Raw genomic sequence first — 18811 nt, 5'->3', positions numbered from 1 at the left:
CGCTCTATTTATCAAATACACTGCCCTGCTCCAACGTGATATCTTCATCATGTTGTTGCATACGCCACGGCAAGCTATCTGGCGAGACATTCAAGAAATGTAGGTACTTCTCAAACTGATCAATAATATCATTAATCACCGACTCTGATTGATACCCATATAAGTCATAAGTTTGGCCACCACGGCGCAGATATACCTCAGCGCGATGGTGATGCTCTTGTGGTAATTCATTGGCCATATCTTCGGTATAGTAGTCAGGAATCTCATGCTCTGACAAACGAACCTCGTACCAGAACTCCACGTTATCGCCACGTCTTAATTCCAATACAGCACGGTCATTGACCTCATCATAATTAACATCTGGCAACCAACCCGTTTCGGCAAACTTCTCTGCCACCTCATTCATCGATGATAGAACCGTGCCTTTGATATAACCCAGCACTTTATCGCGCGTTGGCTGATTGGTCATATAATCAATACGGTCACGCCACGCGTCTAGCTTTAGTAGATGTGGCGGCAGATGATTGTCATTGGCTAAGCTTTGATTGCGATGCCCCTCAATCCGTAGCGCGCGCCACATACCAAATGTCGAAATCAAGATAATGACCGCAAACGGTAAGGCACTGACGATAGCGGCTGTTTGCAACGCGCTTAGACCACCCGCGATGAGTAAAACTGCAGCGACGGCCCCTTCGGTGATCACCCAAAACGAGCGCTGCCACCATGGCGTATCGCTACGTCCACCTGCAGCAAGCGAGTCAATCACTAATGACCCTGAATCAGATGAGGTCACAAAAAAGGTAATAATCAGTACTACTGTCAATGACGAGACAATCTGAGTGAAGGGTAAGTTTTCTAACAATTTAAATAAGGCTATCGCTTGGTTGTTTTGCACCTCACTAATCAAGGCATCATAACCATCGACCATAATCATGTGTAGCGCGGTATCACCAAATACTGAAAACCAAAAGAAAGTAAATAGTGTTGGTACTAACATTACGCCCAGCACAAACTCACGAATGGTGCGACCACGACTGATTTTGGCAATAAACAACCCAACAAAAGGCGCCCATGCAATCGTCCATGCAAAGATAAATAGTGTCCAGCTACCGATCCAATCACTCGATTGATAGGCTTGCAGGCTAAAGGTACGCTCAACGATATTACCCAAATAGCTGCCTGTATTTTCCATAAAGGCATTGAGTATAAAAACAGTCGGGCCAACGATGAAGACAAATAGCATCAATGCCGTTGCTAACAACATGTTTAAGATAGACAAGCGCTTTACGCCTTTGTCCATCCCAGCTAACACAGAGACCAAGGCAGCGGCTGTTACCAAAGCAATGATGATAACTTGCACCGTGGTATTCACTGGCACCATATCTGGTAGCAGATAGTTTAAACCGGCGTTAATTTGCGCCACTGACAGCCCTAAACTGGTAGCGATACCAAACATCGTACCCACAATCGCAAACACATCGACGGTATGACCAATAGGGCCGTAGATTTTGTCACCGATTAATGGATATAGCGTTGAGCGTACTGACAATGGCAAACCATGACGAAAGGAGAAATACGCCAGCGACAAACCTACCACGCCATAAATTGCCCAAATATGAAAACCCCAGTGGAAATAAGCAATTTGCATGGCTTCTTTTGCAGCCTCAATCGTCTGCGGCGTGGACAGCGGCGGACTGGCAAAATGCAACACAGGCTCTGCCACTCCATAGAACAATAACGCGATACCGTACCCTGCGGAAAACAGCATGGCGAACCATTCAAGGAACTTATACTCAGCCTCGGCATGGTCAGGACCCAGCTTAATACTGCCATAAGACGAAAACGCTAAAGCAATAATAAACATCAAAAATATGGCAACTGCCAACATATAAAACCAACCGAAAGTATCGGTGGTAAATGCCAGTACGGTACTAAATAGCTCGCCAGCAGCTACTGGATTAATCGCTGTGCCAATGACCAATAACAGCATAATGGTGGCGGCTGGTACAAATACTGGCAGCAAAATGGTAGAGCGAGGTAATTTACTCATAAAAAGTGATGTCCTCAAATTAATGCAGCGTTATTAAATATAAAGGTTGTTGGTAAACACAATGTAGAACCGGTGCGCCCAACAAAATATAATTTGTACCACACTCTTTGCCTCAACCCCAGATGTACCTTTCACTTGTAACACTACTTTAACGAATGTTACATGACTATTACCAAGCAATAAAAAAGGCCGCTTGTTAGCCGCCTAATTATAATTATCAAGAAACGCTTAATATCTAACGCGCAAAGTTGATTTACCAAGTAATAAAACGGTGTTCTTGTCTTATAAAGTAGAAATCACTGCAGCAAGTTGTTTAGCCGTCTCAGCCAATTTTCCATGATCTGCCTGTGTCACTGCATGACGACCTAGCTCATGAATGCTTGATGGAATCAGATGCACGTGATAATGAAAGACGGTCTGCCCTGCTTGTGACCCATTCAACTGCATCTGGATAACACCTTCACGCTCAAATAATTGACGCTGTGCTTGCACGATCTTTTTAGAGGTCATTAATACTGCTGCGGCATATTCTGGCTCCAAATCACCTAAATCAACGGCTTTTTGCTTGGGGATAACCAACACGTGACCTTCTGCTTGCGGCATGATGTCCATAAAGGCGAGCGTTTTATCATCTTCATATACTTTATGATAGGGAATATCACCGTCTAGCATTTTAGCAAAAATATTACTGTCGTCATAATTAGTCGGTTGATTGGCTTGTGTCATTATTTTTTCCTTTGATTGTTTGATTATCAGTATTGAATACAATGTCTGTCATATAGTGGACGAATTATGGGTTAAGCACAAGTTACCATAATGGCTATCTGTAATTGCCTATCCATCCAAATTGTCGAAGCAAACCTTCACCTCTTGAAGCCATTAATTTATTGGCGAGGTGCCTACTATAAATGTTATATTAATAGCCTATTTTGCTGACGCGACGTTTATGGATTTGCCTACCTTGCTGACTCACTCATTTACAGCCAACGACTCTTATTCAGACCCTCATAATACAGAATCTGCCTCTGGCAATACTGGCACCCCTGCTATGAATAATAGCGGTGTAGAGAACGAATCTGCGGTTGATAATAACAGTAAAGAGATAGATTCCAATGCGATTATCTTGGCAGAAGCACTAAGCGATAAAACGATCAGCTGGCGTATCCATAACTGTAAAATTATTAAGAAGATTATCACCCAAGATCTGCCGCTGCCATTCTTATATCATTACGACAGCCTAGAAGACAGTATCAAAGCAACTTATCCGCTGACGCCCAAATTGCTGGCGCAGTTTAATACGCCTATGACGGCTGTTGAGGCGGCGAAATTTATCGGTATTGATAAAGCGCTGATAACTAGCCCTTGGCATGTCAAAGTCATTGGCTCGTTGGTGGTGTTTAGCGAGGCGCTACAATTGGCGGTACGCTTGCATTGGACTAATACTGGTAAAGACACCCAGCAGATTTATACACAGAATGAAGCGGACGCTATCACTGCAGCCTTTAAAGACTGGCAGTTTTTTGGTCGCGTTGATATCCTATATAAAAATACCAAACAGACCTTAATCAGTATCGATGAACATGGCACAACTGAAGCGCCGCTACTGACTATTGAGGCCAGCGCTGATTACCAACAATTACTAGCCACGCATGCATTGACGGTCATTGCCAAATTAGAAGCTGACAAAACCGAGTTACCATGGTTTGATGATGCTATCTTAGCGCGTCTTGAGTAGCGAGTATGTTGTCTCATATTGATCGATTGTTTATTGCCCCATTATTTTTAGTTACTCATAGCTAATGGTATGGTAACGAATTAGTATTATTCACTAGTACTCACTCTACATAAAAAGCACACTATCGGCATCACAGCTGATGCTGCACACGTTCATAAATCTCGCTTATTTGTAAGGAATATCACATGGATTATCGCTCAAAAACCTCTACTGGTGGTCGTAATATGGCAGGTGCACGTGCCCTATGGCGTGCAACAGGTATGACTGACGGCGACTTTGGCAAACCAATTATTGCAATTGCCAACTCCTTTACCCAGTTTGTACCCGGTCATGTGCATCTAAAAGACCTCGGGCAAATGGTGGCGCGTGAGATTGAAAAAGCGGGCGGCGTCGCAAAAGAGTTTAATACCATTGCGGTAGATGACGGTATTGCCATGGGTCATAGCGGTATGTTGTATTCACTACCGAGTCGCGACTTGATTGCCGACTCTGTTGAATACATGGTCAATGCGCATTGCGCCGATGCCCTAGTTTGCATTTCTAATTGCGATAAAATCACCCCTGGTATGTTGATGGCCGCAATGCGCCTTAATATTCCCGTGGTATTTATTTCAGGTGGGCCGATGGAAGCGGGCAAAATTTTGGCCAGTACAGTCGGTAAAAGTCACAATAATGAAGACAGTAACGGCAGCGCCGTTCGTAAGCTGGATCTCGTCGATGCGATGATGGATGCCGCTGATGACAGCATTAGTGATGAAGATGTCGCCGCTATTGAAGCTTCAGCCTGCCCGACTTGTGGCTCATGCTCAGGTATGTTCACGGCCAACTCGATGAACTGCTTGACCGAAGCGTTAGGACTGGCATTACCGGGTAATGGCTCGCTGTTGGCTACTCATTCGCTGCGTCGTGAATTATTTTTAGAAGCGGGTCGCACCATCGTCTCATTAGCCAAGCGTCGCTATGAGCAAGATGATGATTCGGTATTACCGCGCTCAATCGCCAGTAAGGCAGCTTTTGAAAATGCGATGACCCTAGATATCGCCATGGGTGGCTCGACCAATACTATTTTGCATTTATTGGCAGCCGCCAACGAAGCGGAAGTTGATTTTAAAATGTCAGATATCGATCGCCTGAGTCGCGGCGTACCTTGTCTGGCAAAAGTTGCGCCTGCCTCGCAAAAGTACCATATGGAAGATGTGCATCGTGCTGGTGGTGTCTTTGCATTACTAGCCGAGCTTGATCGTGCCGGATTATTGAAGACTGACGTGCCGACCATCCATAGTGAGACGATGAAAGCAGCGATTGATAAATGGGACATCATGAACCCTGACAATACTGAGGCACGTGCGCGTTATATCGCCGCGCCTGGTGGCGTGCGCACGACTGAGGCGTTTTCTCAGTCAAAAGAATGGTCAAACCTTGACGTCAACCGTGAGTCAGGCTGTATCCGCAGTGCCCAGCATGCTTATTCAACCGATGGTGGCCTTGCTGTACTATACGGCAATATTGCAGAGCGTGGCTGCGTGGTCAAAACCGCTGGTGTCGATGAAAGCATCTTAGTTTTCACAGGGCGCGCGCGACTCTTTGAATCACAAGATGATGCTGTCGCCGCCGTTCTTGATGATCAAATTGTTGCAGGTGATGTTGTCATCATCCGCTATGAAGGCCCGAAAGGCGGCCCTGGTATGCAAGAAATGCTCTATCCAACGACTTACCTGAAGTCAAAAGGCTTGGGTAAAGAATGCGCTCTACTCACCGATGGTCGTTTCTCTGGTGGTACATCTGGCCTATCAATCGGTCATGCCAGCCCTGAAGCGGCTGAAGGTGGAGCGATTGGTCTGGTTGAAGAAGGCGACATCATCCATATCGACATTCCTAATCGTACCATCAATATGCAGGTCAGCGATGCCGATTTGGCCACTCGTCGCGAAGCGATGGAAGCTCGCGGACGCGATGCGTGGAAACCTGTCAGCCGTGAGCGTCATGTTTCTCCTGCCCTACGTGCTTATGCAGCAATGACTACCAGTGCTGATACTGGTGCGGTGCGCGATGTGAGCCAAGTGGAGCGCTAAGCTAAAAACCTTACCTAGCATTTTTTAGAATATTTTTACTAGAATTATCCTAAGCCTGAATACTAAAAAAGCCTGCGTGATGCAGGCTTTTTTAGTATTCAGGCTTTTTTTTCACCAAAAAACAACGTAGTCACTATTCTGATAACGTTTTTTTGTAGTAATAAAAAATTTTTACCGTCATTATTAATGAGCTAATAAATACCCTCTAACCTAAAAAATTTAAACCCTATGACACAGTGTGTAGCAAACCTATGATTGAAAACTATAATTTATTCTTATTGGTCTGTGGCATCACCTTTTTATTAGGGGCGTTGTTTCCTATTATCTTTAAGCGCACGCCTATCTCCTTACCTATGTTGCAAGTCAGCTTTGGTCTACTGATGGGTTATTATTGGACGACATTATCATTTTTAAATCCGCTTGATAATGGTTTAATCGTCGAGAAATTAACCGAGATTGTGGTGTTGGTCTCTTTGGTTGGCGCGGGTATCAAGATTGACACTAAGTTGTCTTGGCGATTGTGGCGCCCGACTGTCCGTCTGTTGCTTATCACTATGCCAATTGGCATCTTTGCTATGGCGGCCTTGGGTTATTATGCTTTTGGTCTTAGTATGGGTGCAGCAATCTTACTGGGCGCGGTACTGGCACCGACTGATCCCGTATTGGCCTCTAGCATTCAAGTCGGACCACCGAACACAGGCGGTGAAGATACGCCGCGATTCACCTTAACCTCAGAAGCTGGATTAAACGATGGGCTGGCTTTTCCATTTGTTTATTTGGCGATTAAAATAGCAGAGGCTTTTAGCGAAGGTAAGGATTTTACTGGTGAGATGCTCTGGTCGTGGTTTACTCATGACGTACTGTGGAAAATTGGCGCAGGCTTGGTAGTTGGTATCATCGTCGGTAAACTGTTAGCAAAATTGGTGTTTTCAAAGTACAGCCACGAAACCACCATCTCTCAAGGTTATTTGGTGATTGCGCTAACACTACTGGCCTATGGTTTAGCAGAATTGGTACATAGCTATGGTTTTATTGCGGTATTCATCGCAGCATTTGCTTTTCGTCGTTCAGAGCATGAACACAGTTATCATAACAAGCTGCATGACTTTGCAGAGCAATCAGAAGGCTTGCTGATGTCACTCGTGCTCGTCACTTTTGGGATGTTTCTTGGTCAAGGGTTACAGTCGGGTGTTGAGCTAACATGGCGTGTCTATATCGTCAGCTTCACTTTTTTATTATTGATACGCCCGATTGGCGGCTTCATTGCCCTATCTGGGCTAAACCTGCCACACACCGAAAAATATGCCATCTCTGCATTGGGCATCCGCGGTATTGGTACCTTATATTATTTATCTTACGCGCTCAATCAAGGTTTTTTTGGTGAGGAAGATGCGCTCAAATTATGGGTCGTCTGCTCGATTGTGATTCTGGCTTCAATCTTTATCCATGGCCTCAGCGCCAGCAAGTTGCTTAAAATGACGCCGAAAAAACCACATTAACCCTCGCCCCAATACGGATAAATCAACAGTGATTATGATTACTCTGTATCGTTATGGCGCTAGGATTTTATTGTCCAACAAGTCAAACACAGCTTCGGTTAGGGCAAACTGACGAACATCGTTGAGCATCGTGGTATCAAAGTTATGAATAAAGGCAAAGGATAACTGCCGCGCAGGATCACACCACGCAACCGAACCGTTATAACCCATATGACCAAAGCTCGCTTGAGTATCAGCACAAATACTGAGTAGTCGATGATAACCCAAGCGCCAATCCATATTCGATGGCATGACAGCATCTAGCCCTGTGACTTGCGGTTTGGCTAGCGCCTCAAAAGTGGCGCTATCAATGAGCGTGCGCCCCTGCCATTGCCCGCCATTAGCCAACATCGCATAGATAATGGCTAGTGCCTGCGCTGAGGCAACACCGTTGGCCGCTGGAATGGCTGCTTGTAACGTCTCACGCTGGTAATAGTCAATAGGTTGTTTATTAGCAGGTATGAGTGCCGCTTTATAATTTCTTAGATTCAGCTTGCTCGTATTGAAATACAAACCATTAATATGAGCCGTGTCTAGTATAGTCAAATTGTTTTGCTCATCACCCTGAATTGTATTTGCCGTTTTTTTATTTGCTAGTGTGTGCTGCTGCCAACACCCATAACTGGGTAGATTTGCATACGTTTTTAATGTCTCTGCTGAGTCTGCTTTTATCGTAGGTTTATGACGCCTATTACCTAACTGTGAGCTGTCCTCATTTGACCCAGCAAAGTTTTTGGCCAGCATCGCCACTTGGTCTACTTTGCTAGCGGGTACGCCGAAATAACAACTGTCTGCGATACCCAGTGGTTCAGTCAAATAATGCCGCAGCGCCTCAGCCAATGACAGCTCAGTCACCGCTTCTATCACGCCGCCTAATACCCAGCCATAGACTAAGGCACTATACGCGCTGTCGTATAACTCGGCATCTTCAGGTGCAGTGACTGACATCGCAGCGACTTTACTAAGCATCAACTGCCAATCGAGCAACTCTTCACTGTCCGCATCAATACTCTGAATAGAGAATAAATTGGCTTGATGCGACATAACATGGCGTAGCGTAATATCACCTTTATGCTGGGCAGCAAATGCGGGCCAATAGCTGGCAATCGGCTCATCATAAGCAAGCAACTGCTGCGCAACCAATACATGCACCAGCGTTGCCAATACGCCCTTACCCGTCGAAAAATTAAGCGATAAAGTATCAGGACTCCATGACAAATTCGCGCGCGCCAGCCCTATGCTCGCTTGTGCGATACATTTGCCGTCCTGATAGACAACCACCGCACCACCAGCAGGCGCATCATCAAGCTGTAAATCGGTAAGTATTCGCTGCAAATGTTGCTGAAGCTCGCTATCGGTTTGATCGTTAGGGTTTTGATTGGTTTTATTATTGTTGTCGCTCATGGTTGCTTTACTCCATTCTTTATAATTATGACAGGTCATTGAAACTTCAAGATTTTAAAACGCCTTAGCGCCTTAATCTTAAGCACCTATATACTACGGCATTTCCAAAATGCCAATAAATTACTTAATAATAAAAAAGGCCACCTATTGGTCGCCTTTTTTATTACTTCTCTTCATGCTTTAGCGCGGTACTAACAAACGCTTATAAACTTCGTCTTCAAGCTTCGTCAAACCATGACCGCGACCACGCTCCATAGCCGTATCCATCTTACGCCCGCGTAGCCAACCTGCCCGCAGAGCAATCGCTGCACCTACTCTATTGCCAGAGCCACAGTGCAACGCTGTTTTTTTGCCATGATGTTGGCGTAAGATATTATCAAACGCCAATATCTTAAGCTGCTTTAAATCTGCAGCGCCGCTAATAGCCAGCTGCTCATAGTGCATGCCTGCCCGCTCAACTGCTGCTGCTTCATCAAAGCTCAACTCGTCATCAGGTTGTAAGTTAATGACTAGCTCAACCCCAGCTTCGGCCAAAGCCGCCACTTTTTCCTCATCGAGCGCACCGCACACAATGGTATTTGCATCAGGGCGAAAGTAAGGGACGAAAATAGTGGCAAGATCGACACCATTATCACAAGCGCTGATGTCAATAGTAGCGCTGTCAGTCGCAGCGTAATCGTTCGCAGCGACTGTATCAGCTGCGGCCGAGCGATCAGAATGTACGGTACTGGTTACTTTATTTTGTGAAGTCATAGTTATAAATGTGTTCGTTAGGTGTGGCTATTGAGATAAAGGCGTCTTAGCTTACTGGTTATCGTTTTGTTGGCAGTTAATTAACGGTCACTTCTGCAATTTAATAACACCCGCCAGATGTGGCTTGTCGTTTTTAGAGCTATATAAGCCAAACTCACAAGTGTCGTCTGCATTGTCAAGCTGCGCGACCGGATCGCCAATAAGCTCTACTTCAGCAGGCAAAAAGATAGGCAACTTAAATGACACATCAACCGTACAAGCATCAGGTAGCTCGTCCATCATGGCAAGGCACTTGGCCTTTGACCACATACCGTGAGCAATGGCTTTAGGAAAACCAAACGCGCGCGCTGATAATGGATGCAGATGGATAAGGTTGAAGTCACCTGAAACAAAAGCATAGCGACGACCAATGTCCTCTGGCACTTCAAAGATGCTATGCACGCCGTCAGCGTTCACTGCTGGCTTCACCGTTACTGCACGCGGGCTGCTTTTATTATCTTTTTTGCTACTGTCCGATTTTTTACTACGTGACAGATAGGTTGACGTTCCTTCCCAAATGACTTCGTCCTCTGACTTGACCGTCGTCACAAAGTCGAACTGTTGACCTTGAGCATGATCACGCAAGTTATCGAACTTCACTGCCATAGCGACAGTCTCACGCTCACCGATAGGACGGTACTGAGTCACGCTATTATCCACATGTACCAGACCTAGCATGGCAAACGGGAATGGCTCTTTAACCATCATATTCATCTGTAAGGTCTGCGATAAGACCGAAAAATACGTCACAGGCACTTTGCCATTATCAGCAAAGCCACAAATCTTACGGTAATCATCAAGATTGCTTTGATCGATGTGTAAATCATCTACATAATAGGTCGCTTGCGGCAATTGGTCTTTACTGATTTTGCCACTGTTGCCAATCGGCAATAAGCTTTTTACGATATTGGCGTAAGTCGTATGCGCTTTTGGCAACGCATCATAATGTTTGTCTGACATAATAAATCCTAAGTGTGGCTCAAGCTAATTTTCTTAGTGCATCTCGAGATGCTATGAAGTCGTTGATTAAGCTTACCGTTGAGTGATGTTATAAGCGCTCTGCTCGATATATTTAATACATAGCATTTTTCATACAAGGCAGCCGTTATATATAGATATTTTTTATACCTATTCCTTATATCTAGTATAGGCGCTTATCCCAACAAAAATCAATTGGGCTCATGGTTCCTGTGCTTTTATCATAAAGTTCCTGTGTTTTTATCATAAAAAAGCCACCCTTGGGCAGCTTTATTACAATTTATCAGCAATTCTTTCGTAAGCATATGTGAGGCACATAAAAAATTGTAAGTGATATCATGGATTTACCATGAGCAAATTCATCACCTATACCCACAAACGAATTAGGACGATGCACTCAAGGCTATGCACCTAGCAAGCTTTGACCACAAACGCGTACAATGTTGCCATTTAGACCGCCAGAAGCAGGAGATGCAAACCATGCGATAGTCTCAGCGACGTCGACTGGTAAGCCGCCTTGACTCATTGAGTTCATACGGCGACCCGCTTCACGAATAGCAAATGGGATGGCTTCTGTCATTTGCGTTTCGATAAATCCTGGAGCAACAGCGTTGATAGTCATGCCCTTAGCGTTATCTTCTAATTGCTTGGCAGTGGCATCCACCAAGCCAATCACGCCTGCTTTTGAAGTGGCATAGTTGGTTTGACCCAAGTTACCCGCGATGCCTGAGATAGATGATACGCAGACGATACGCGCGTTTTCTTTTAGGACGTCATTGTCAAGCAAGTAGCGGTTCAGCTTAGCGATACTGCCTAAGTTGATATTGATGACCATGTCCCACTTTTTCTCATCCATTTTTGCCAAGGTTTTATCACGTGTCACGCCAGCGTTATGGATAATTGAGTCTAGACCGCCACGCTTTTGCGCTGCTTCTGCGATTTCTTTGCCCGCGTCGGCACTGGTGATGTCGACGGTTAAGACAGAGCCACTAATTTCGCTAGCGACTTTTTGCAAGTCAGCTTGCTGCTGCGGAACATCAAGACAGATAACATGAGCACCTTCACGAGCCAATACGCGCGCGATGGCTTCGCCGATACCGCGACTTGCGCCAGTGACTAGCATGGTTTTGCCGCCTAGAGGCTGTGTCCAATCGACATCGACGTTATCGCCTTTGCTGACGCGTACGACTTGTCCTGACACATAAGCTGAGCGCGCAGAAGTGAAAAAGCGTAGTGTCGAATCTAGATTTTGCTCAGCACCTTCTTCAACGTAGATAAGCTGTGCAGTAATACCACGCTTAAACTCTTTACCAACTGACTTCACAAAGCCTTCAAGCGCACGTTGTGCCAATGCTGCTTCGATATCAGTCGAGTTTTCTGGCGTACGGCCCACGATGATTACTCGACCTGATCGTTCTACGCGGCGAGCAACGGTGTGGAAGAATTCATACACTTCTTTAAGCTGGTCAGCATTACTGATATTACTGGCGTCAAAAAGCAAGACTTTAAATTTATCATCGCCGCCCGTATTGGCTTTTGCCTCAACACCCGCATCAGAAAGCGCATCTTTGATACCATCGCTGCTATTGACAAATACCTCGGCATGGACGTCTGACAAGATGCGGGCGATTGACTCACTCACGCTTTTGTCATCGCCAGCAGCGCGACCGACCAATACGCTACCGCGTACCAAGGGTTGACCACTATCAAAACGGTCAAGCTCTACCGGCATAGGCAAGCCTAAGTTTTTTGCGACTTTTTTACCAATAGAAGATTGAACAAAATCACCATAACGGTCTGACATAATATAGTTCCTATAACGAAAGGTTAAGATAAGAGTAAATGAAAAATGGAATTTGTCTTTTATAATCACTCATACAAACATCAACAAGTATAAAGACTCATCAGCATCATAATTATTTATATTTAGTAAATGGGTACAAAACTGCCTTAACTATACACTCACATAGTAAACAAGTCCAAAAGCCAAAAATGTCTATAACAATCTGTAAACAAGCCAGTATACAAGACAGTCTCTTTTTTTAGATTTAAAAATTGCTATCTTGTGCTAAAATCAGACCTATAAGTTATGGCAAATGCATTTATCGATAACAATATATTATCAAACGTGCCGTTATGCAATGCTAATAATCAATACTAGCCAGTCTACGAAAGTTATCATTCTAAGAAATATCATGACTGCCTTTATAGCTATCAGTGGACTGAGAGATTACTGAGCTTAAATAAGAGTCACATAGTTTGCTAAAGACATACAGTAAGGCAGCAAAAACGCCTTATGATACACAGCTAGACGGTACAATAAATGATAATATTTGTTCACTGCATTAAATCACTGAGTCATACTGCTGAGCAACTTAAGCAATATATTTTGATTAGTCACCCTTTTTAAGGGCTATTTTCTTTTTTTCTTCTGCCAATATTTTAAGGATAATATTATGAGTAATAAAAATAATCACCCTGAGAGCCCTGTTGTTGAAAGCACAGTCGTAAAGTCTACTGATAGCAAAGCAAACAATGCTAAGTCTGAAAATACCAAGTCAGACAATGCTAAGTCAGCAGATAGCGCTAAAAAAGACACTGCCGCTAATAAAACCAGCAGCACCGATAATAAAGCAACTACGGCCAAAACATCTGCTGTAAAAGATACTGACACTAAAAACACGAACACTAAAAGCACTGCCAGCGCAAAAGAAACGGATGATAAAGTCGATACTGCAGCTGCTAAAAAGACCGCCACTGCTGCTAAGAAATCAAGCACGAGCAAACTTACTTCAGGTCAAAACCGCGTTGCCATCCTAGGTGGTAACCGTATCCCATTTGCACGCTCAAATGGCTCATACGCAGACGTCAGCAACACAGACATGTTAACCGCTGCACTGAACGGTTTGGTTGAGCGCTTTAACTTACAAGATGAAAAAATCGGTGAAGTCGTTGCTGGTGCGGTCATGAAATTAAGCCGCGATATCAACTTAACGCGTGAAGCCACCTTAAACACTGCTCTAAACCCGCATACCCCAACTTATGACATCTCACAAGCTTGTGGTACCGGTTTGCAAGCAACATTCGCTTCTGCGAACAAAATCGCCCTTGGTATTATCGATTCAGCCATTACTGGTGGCGTAGATACCACCTCTGACGCACCTATCGCAGTTGGCGATGGCTTACGTAAGGTTCTTATCAAGCTAGGCGCTGCTAAAGACAACAAACAACGTCTAAAAGCATTGATGGGTTTAAATCCAAAAGACTTAATTGATTCACCACAAAACGGTGAGCCACGTACAGGTCTATCGATGGGCGACCATCAAGCCATCACAGCGCTTGAGTGGAATATCAGCCGTGAAGCACAAGATGAGCTTGCCTTTAACAGCCATCAAAACCTCGCACGCGCTTATGACGAGGGCTTCTTTGATGACTTGATCACCCCGTATAAAGGGTTGACTCGTGACAATAACTTGCGTCCGGACACTACCTTAGAAAAGTTAGCCAAATTAAAGCCTGTATTTGGCAAAAAGAACGCCAACCCAACCATGACGGCTGCTAACTCTACCCCGTTAACCGATGGTGCATCATGTGTACTACTGGGTACAGATGAGTGGGCAAAAGAGCATGGTCTGAAGCCATTGGCTTATATCGTTCATCAAGAGACCGCCGCTGTTGATTTCATCGGTAAGTCTGGCACGACAGAAGGCTTATTAATGGCCCCTGCTTATGCTGTACCGCGTATGCTTGAGCGCGCTGGTCTGACGCTACAAGACTTTGACTTCTATGAAATTCATGAAGCCTTTGCTTCACAAGTGCTATCAACGCTAGCGGCTTGGGAAGATGAGAAATTCTGTGAAGAGCGTCTAGGTCTTGACGCCCCACTAGGCTCTATCGATCGTAGCAAGCTCAACGTCAATGGTTCATCATTGGCAGCAGGTCATCCATTTGCTGCGACTGGTGGTCGTATCTTAGCCACTGCTGCTAAATTATTGGATCAAAAAGGCTCAGGTCGTGCCCTTATCTCTATCTGTGCCGCTGGCGGTCAAGGCGTTACTTGTATCTTAGAGAAGTAATCTTAAAAACAGCAAGAATAACCATGCGGAATAAATGCGTTGGTTGACCTGTTTAACCAACACACTAGTTTCAACTAAAAATGCCCTTTAATTAATTAAAGGGCATTTTTTTGTTGGCTGTATTTGTTATTATTAAGGAACCTCTAACAACAAGGGTTTGCAAAACCACTTAGCCGATCAAAGGTAACGTTTATGGGTATGACAAAGTATTTGTTAAAAAAGCTTAAGCAAGCCATTTTTAGCCCTGAGGAGTTTGATGTGACGAAAACATTCTCAACGATTGACCCCCAACCTTTAAGAACGGAAGAACGCGGTGATCAGAACCAGCTAGAACAAACCACTATTATTGAACGTATCGACAAAGAAGTCTTTGACGATACGTTGCGTCGTAGAATGCATGAAGACTTAATTGATACCTATGATGAAGAGCTTGAGAACGAAATCGATGACTATATGCGCGATTTTCGTTTTGATGGCCGTGAGATGAGCGCACAAGAAAAGCTCGATCGGCGTACTTATTTCCAAGAGTTGGTGCGCTTGCAACGTGAGCTTATCAAGCTACAAGATTGGGTAGTGGCTCGCGGTGAGCGTATTGTGGTGATATTTGAGGGTCGTGATTCGGCGGGCAAAGGCGGTGCCATTAAGCGTATCACCCAACGCTTAAACCCGCGCGTTTGTAGAGTCGCTGCCCTACCTGCACCAACGGAACGTGAGCAATCACAATGGTATTTTCAACGTTACGTGGCGCACTTACCTGCCGCTGGTGAAATTGTCCTATTTGATCGTAGTTGGTATAACCGCGTCGGCGTCGAGCACGTTATGGGTTTTTGTACGGATGCGCAGTATGAGGAGTTTTTTCAGTCGGTGCCCGAGTTTGAGCGTATGCTAGTGCGCTCCGGCATTCGCTTGGTAAAGTACTGGTTTTCGATTACTGATGATGAGCAACATTCGCGCTTTATGAGCCGCATTCATGACCCGCTTAAGCAGTGGAAACTCTCACCGATGGACCTGCAATCACGGCGGCGTTGGGAGGATTATACCAAGGCCAAAGAAACCATGTTCGAGCGTACTCATATTCCTGAAGCACCTTGGTGGGTGGTCGAAGGCAATAACAAGAAACGGGCGAGATTAAATTGTATTGCTCATCTGCTTGAGCAAATTCCTTATAAAGAAGTGCCACGCGATGAAGTAGAATTGCCCGAGCGTAAACGCGATGATGAGTATTACCGTGAGCCGATTCCAGATGATATGTATGTACCACCGCGTTATTAACATATCTTTTTGCTTTACTTAGTCGTACTCAATCCAGTACTATCTTACTCAAAAAAAATGCCACCTTATATCTAAGGCGGCATTTTTTATCACATTATTTTTTTTGAAACTCATTATTATTTCAACAGATAAGCGTGCGGATAGATATAGTCAAGGAATTTTAGAATCGCTACAAGGCGACCGACCGCAGATATTACACTAAGTACATCTAGGGCGGGTAACACCGTAGCGGTTTAAAAGTGCTCTGACTATATACATGCTACATAGTATAAGTAGACTGTAAACTGTCAATCTTACCAGCCAATAAACGCTCGACTTCGTTTTTAACTCTTTGGCCTGCGATATCAGTACCAATCTGCACGGCAAAACCGGCTGGACGACCGCTTTGGGCTTTAGAATTAATCCATACCACCTTACCATTCATCGGTAAGCGCTCACTAGAATTGGGCAAAGTCACCGCAATAAATACCTCATCGCCCAAATTTTGCACGCGCTCAGAGGGAATAAATAGTGCCCCATTATTGACAAAGGATAAATAACTGGCGTACAACGTTTCGATATCTTCCATATGGCAGGTCAGAATCCCGCCACGCCCTGGCATTGCCATAGTCCGCTTCCTTTATAAATGAGGTTTGAGATATTTTTATGAGTAATAAATAATACAGAGACCAGCACATTAACAAACCATCAAATGATCAGTATGCCTTTTAATTTTCTTAGTCCTGCTCTACTTATTTGCTATGGTGGATTGACTATAGAGAAGCCAATTCTTGCATTAGCTTATCATAGGCGAATTTTTCTTGCACATTTTGTTGTAGCGCAATTTTGGTCTGTTGTAGGCTAGTCGCAAAGCCCTCTAAACCACTGTCAGTAGGTTGATAAGCCTCTAATGCTGCCAAGAGACTGATGTCTTTTTGCAGCTCGCTCAGTCCTAGACAGACACGGCGCATGTCAAGCAGCATTAGCTCAGACAGCTGGATAAACTCTGCGATACTCAGCTGGGTTTGCCAATAATCGCTGGCTGCGATACTACTTCGTTTGCCACTACGTAACGCTTGCCATGTTGTCAGCCATAACGCGCGCTTACTGTACCAAGGTGCTTGCGCCAACGCTATTGCTGCTAAAGGCGCACCGTTTGCCAATTGGATAAGCTGCTCAATCGCCGACGTAGCGACCGCTTCACGATTAACTGTAGACCCAAGCGCTTGTGTGACATAGTCAACAGCGCTAGCAGGCTCAATAGTTTGCAGAGCTAGCTGCTGAACCCGACTTTTGATAGTGGGTAATAGCTGCGCTGGCGTATCACTGATTAAGAATAAATGGACTTGCGCTTGTGGCTCTTCCAACGTCTTAAGCAGCGCATTGGCAGCAGCAACGGTCATTTGCTCGGCATGATCTAGCACGCAGATGCGCATCCCTTGCCCGCCTTGATAAATAAAAGGCTGCAACGCACGAATATCATCAACTTTTATTTTAAGAGCACTGTTGCTGGCGGTTTTGGCAGATTTTTTGTCCTTAGCGCTACTATTGGCAGTTTCTCTATTGCTTATATTTTCTGCACTGACTGGCATACTGACGAGAGGAAGCACTTGTAGGCTTGGATGGGTACCGGATCTGAGCCACTGACAGCTCTCGCATTCTGCGCAAGCGCCAGATGGATGAGTATCGCGCTTGCGGCACAATAACCAAGCGACTAAGCGCCATACAAACGCGCGCTTACCCATGCCTTGCATCCCTGCTGCGAGCATTGCATGAGGCAAAGACTGTTGCGACGTTGACACCCGCTTGGTCAACTGCGACCACAGACTTTGCTGCCACGGCAGTAACGGTGCAAAATAAATGCAATCTGAGGTATCTAATGCACCTGTATTTTCTGTGAAGTCACTCATAAATTTTGCTCGATAGCTTTGCTTGATGACTGTGTTTCACGATCATATTCCACGGCCGTATTTAACAACTGCGTTTGATGAATTGGTAAATAGCGCGATTAGTAGATAGTGCGATTGCTAGGCGTCACAATAATATTGTTTGGCAAAAATCATATTTTTACTTAGGCTATTTAGCCATAGGATTCTGAAAATCTGCCAAACTCATGCTATTTAAACGGTCTAAATCTTCTTGCGTATCGACACCTGCTGGTAGCTGACAAGCGGCTGTGGCAATAGCAATATGACCACCATTCTCTAAAACGCGTAATTGCTCTAAGCTTTCAAGTATTTCAAGCGGTGTTTGCGGCCAATGCACAAACTGCTGCAATAGGCTGACGCGATAAGCATATAACCCTAAATGACGATAAGCATTTTTGGGCGACTGTTTCTGGCTCTCATTAGCCAATAGGACATCGCGATCGCAAGGAATCGGTGCTCGACTAAAATATAGCGCTCGCTGCAAATCGTTAGCGTGCTGACTGACGACTTTTACCACTGATGGACGCATAAAAGTCTCGTGGTCATCGATAGGCTCACACAAGGTAGCCATCACGCTAGCATCATCGGCTACCAACAGCGCCTTCACCTGCTCTAATAATAGCGGCGGTACCAACGGTTCATCACCTTGCATATTGACCACAATATCATGCTCAGCCCAGCCTTTAATCGCAGCAACTTCTGCCAAACGGTCAGTCCCCGAAGCATGCTCTGCGCTGGTCATCACCACATCAAAACCTGCATCCATACATACTTTGGCAATACGCTCATCATCGGTCGCAATACACATATCATCAGCGAAGTGTGCTGCCTGCGCCTTTTCAGCGACCCACAGAATCATCGGCTTACCATGAATGTTTAATAATGGCTTACCGGGTAATCGCGTACTCTTAAAACGAGCAGGAACGACAATATGCGTTTTGGCGGGTGTAATAAATGGCGACATGGTGTATTCCTACAAAAATCATT

The 18811-nt window shown here is 44.9% G+C and carries 14 protein-coding genes; 5 read left to right on the top strand and 9 right to left on the bottom strand.

Annotated elements, in window-relative coordinates:
* Positions 1–4 precede the first annotated feature (4 nt).
* Positions 5–2050 (bottom strand): BCCT family transporter, encoded by a 2046-nt coding sequence (locus W293_RS0107310; RefSeq protein WP_025651811.1) that lies wholly within the window; start codon positions 2048–2050, stop codon positions 5–7.
* A 282-nt stretch (positions 2051–2332) separates the two neighbouring features.
* Positions 2333–2776: an HIT family protein gene (locus tag W293_RS0107305; RefSeq protein ID WP_025651810.1), complete on the bottom strand. Its 444-nt coding sequence runs from the start codon at positions 2774–2776 to the stop codon at positions 2333–2335.
* Between the two features lie 220 nt (positions 2777–2996).
* Here W293_RS0107305 and W293_RS0107300 point away from each other — a divergent pair, with 220 nt between their 5' ends.
* The 3 genes from W293_RS0107300 (at position 2997) to W293_RS0107290 (ending at position 7356) form a co-directional block, all read left to right on the top strand.
* Positions 2997–3785: a hypothetical protein gene (locus W293_RS0107300; RefSeq protein ID WP_025651809.1), complete on the top strand. Its 789-nt coding sequence runs from the start codon at positions 2997–2999 to the stop codon at positions 3783–3785.
* A 185-nt stretch (positions 3786–3970) separates the two neighbouring features.
* Positions 3971–5857, top strand: a complete 1887-nt coding sequence (ilvD, locus tag W293_RS0107295) for a dihydroxy-acid dehydratase (RefSeq protein ID WP_025651808.1) — start codon at positions 3971–3973, stop codon at positions 5855–5857.
* Between the two features lie 251 nt (positions 5858–6108).
* The gene (locus tag W293_RS0107290; RefSeq protein ID WP_025651807.1) at positions 6109–7356 is read left to right on the top strand and encodes a cation:proton antiporter; all 1248 of its coding nucleotides are present in this window, start codon (positions 6109–6111) and stop codon (positions 7354–7356) included.
* A gap of 51 nt (positions 7357–7407) precedes the next feature.
* Here the strand turns inward: W293_RS0107290 and W293_RS0107285 are convergent, their stop codons facing one another.
* The 4 genes from W293_RS0107285 to W293_RS0107270 all read right to left on the bottom strand — a co-directional run bounded on the left by W293_RS0107285 (position 7408) and on the right by W293_RS0107270 (position 12373).
* The gene (locus W293_RS0107285) at positions 7408–8799 is read right to left on the bottom strand and encodes a serine hydrolase domain-containing protein (protein ID WP_025651806.1); all 1392 of its coding nucleotides are present in this window, start codon (positions 8797–8799) and stop codon (positions 7408–7410) included.
* A 180-nt stretch (positions 8800–8979) separates the two neighbouring features.
* Positions 8980–9552: a beta-lactamase hydrolase domain-containing protein gene (locus tag W293_RS0107280; protein WP_025651805.1), complete on the bottom strand. Its 573-nt coding sequence runs from the start codon at positions 9550–9552 to the stop codon at positions 8980–8982.
* An 87-nt stretch (positions 9553–9639) separates the two neighbouring features.
* Positions 9640–10551: a MaoC family dehydratase gene (locus W293_RS0107275; RefSeq protein WP_025651804.1), complete on the bottom strand. Its 912-nt coding sequence runs from the start codon at positions 10549–10551 to the stop codon at positions 9640–9642.
* Between the two features lie 421 nt (positions 10552–10972).
* Entirely contained in the window at positions 10973–12373 is a 1401-nt protein-coding gene (locus W293_RS0107270; protein WP_025651803.1) for a 3-oxoacyl-ACP reductase, read from the bottom strand.
* Between the two features lie 652 nt (positions 12374–13025).
* On the opposite strand from W293_RS0107270, the gene W293_RS0107265 reads away from it, so the two are divergent.
* Positions 13026–14645 carry an acetyl-CoA C-acetyltransferase gene (locus tag W293_RS0107265; protein WP_025651802.1) on the top strand — a complete coding sequence of 540 codons (1620 nt, stop codon included), beginning with the start codon at positions 13026–13028 and terminating at the stop codon, positions 14643–14645.
* A 192-nt stretch (positions 14646–14837) separates the two neighbouring features.
* Positions 14838–15917 carry a polyphosphate kinase 2 gene (ppk2, locus tag W293_RS0107260; RefSeq protein WP_240990777.1) on the top strand — a complete coding sequence of 360 codons (1080 nt, stop codon included), beginning with the start codon at positions 14838–14840 and terminating at the stop codon, positions 15915–15917.
* Between the two features lie 259 nt (positions 15918–16176).
* On the opposite strand, the gene W293_RS0107255 is transcribed toward ppk2, so the two are convergent.
* The 3 genes from W293_RS0107255 to kdsB all read right to left on the bottom strand — a co-directional run bounded on the left by W293_RS0107255 (position 16177) and on the right by kdsB (position 18788).
* Entirely contained in the window at positions 16177–16524 is a 348-nt protein-coding gene (locus tag W293_RS0107255) for a PilZ domain-containing protein (protein WP_025651800.1), read from the bottom strand.
* A 145-nt stretch (positions 16525–16669) separates the two neighbouring features.
* Entirely contained in the window at positions 16670–17806 is a 1137-nt protein-coding gene (locus W293_RS0107250) for a DNA polymerase III subunit delta' (RefSeq protein WP_025651799.1), read from the bottom strand.
* A 166-nt stretch (positions 17807–17972) separates the two neighbouring features.
* Positions 17973–18788 (bottom strand): 3-deoxy-manno-octulosonate cytidylyltransferase, encoded by an 816-nt coding sequence (gene kdsB, locus W293_RS0107245; protein WP_025651798.1) that lies wholly within the window; start codon positions 18786–18788, stop codon positions 17973–17975.
* Between the last annotated feature and the right edge of the window lie 23 nt (positions 18789–18811).

The sequence above is a fragment of the Psychrobacter sp. TB67 genome, from assembly GCF_000511065.1.
GTDB lineage: Bacteria > Pseudomonadota > Gammaproteobacteria > Pseudomonadales > Moraxellaceae > Psychrobacter > Psychrobacter okhotskensis.
This window is presented reverse-complemented; position numbering and strand designations above follow the sequence as displayed.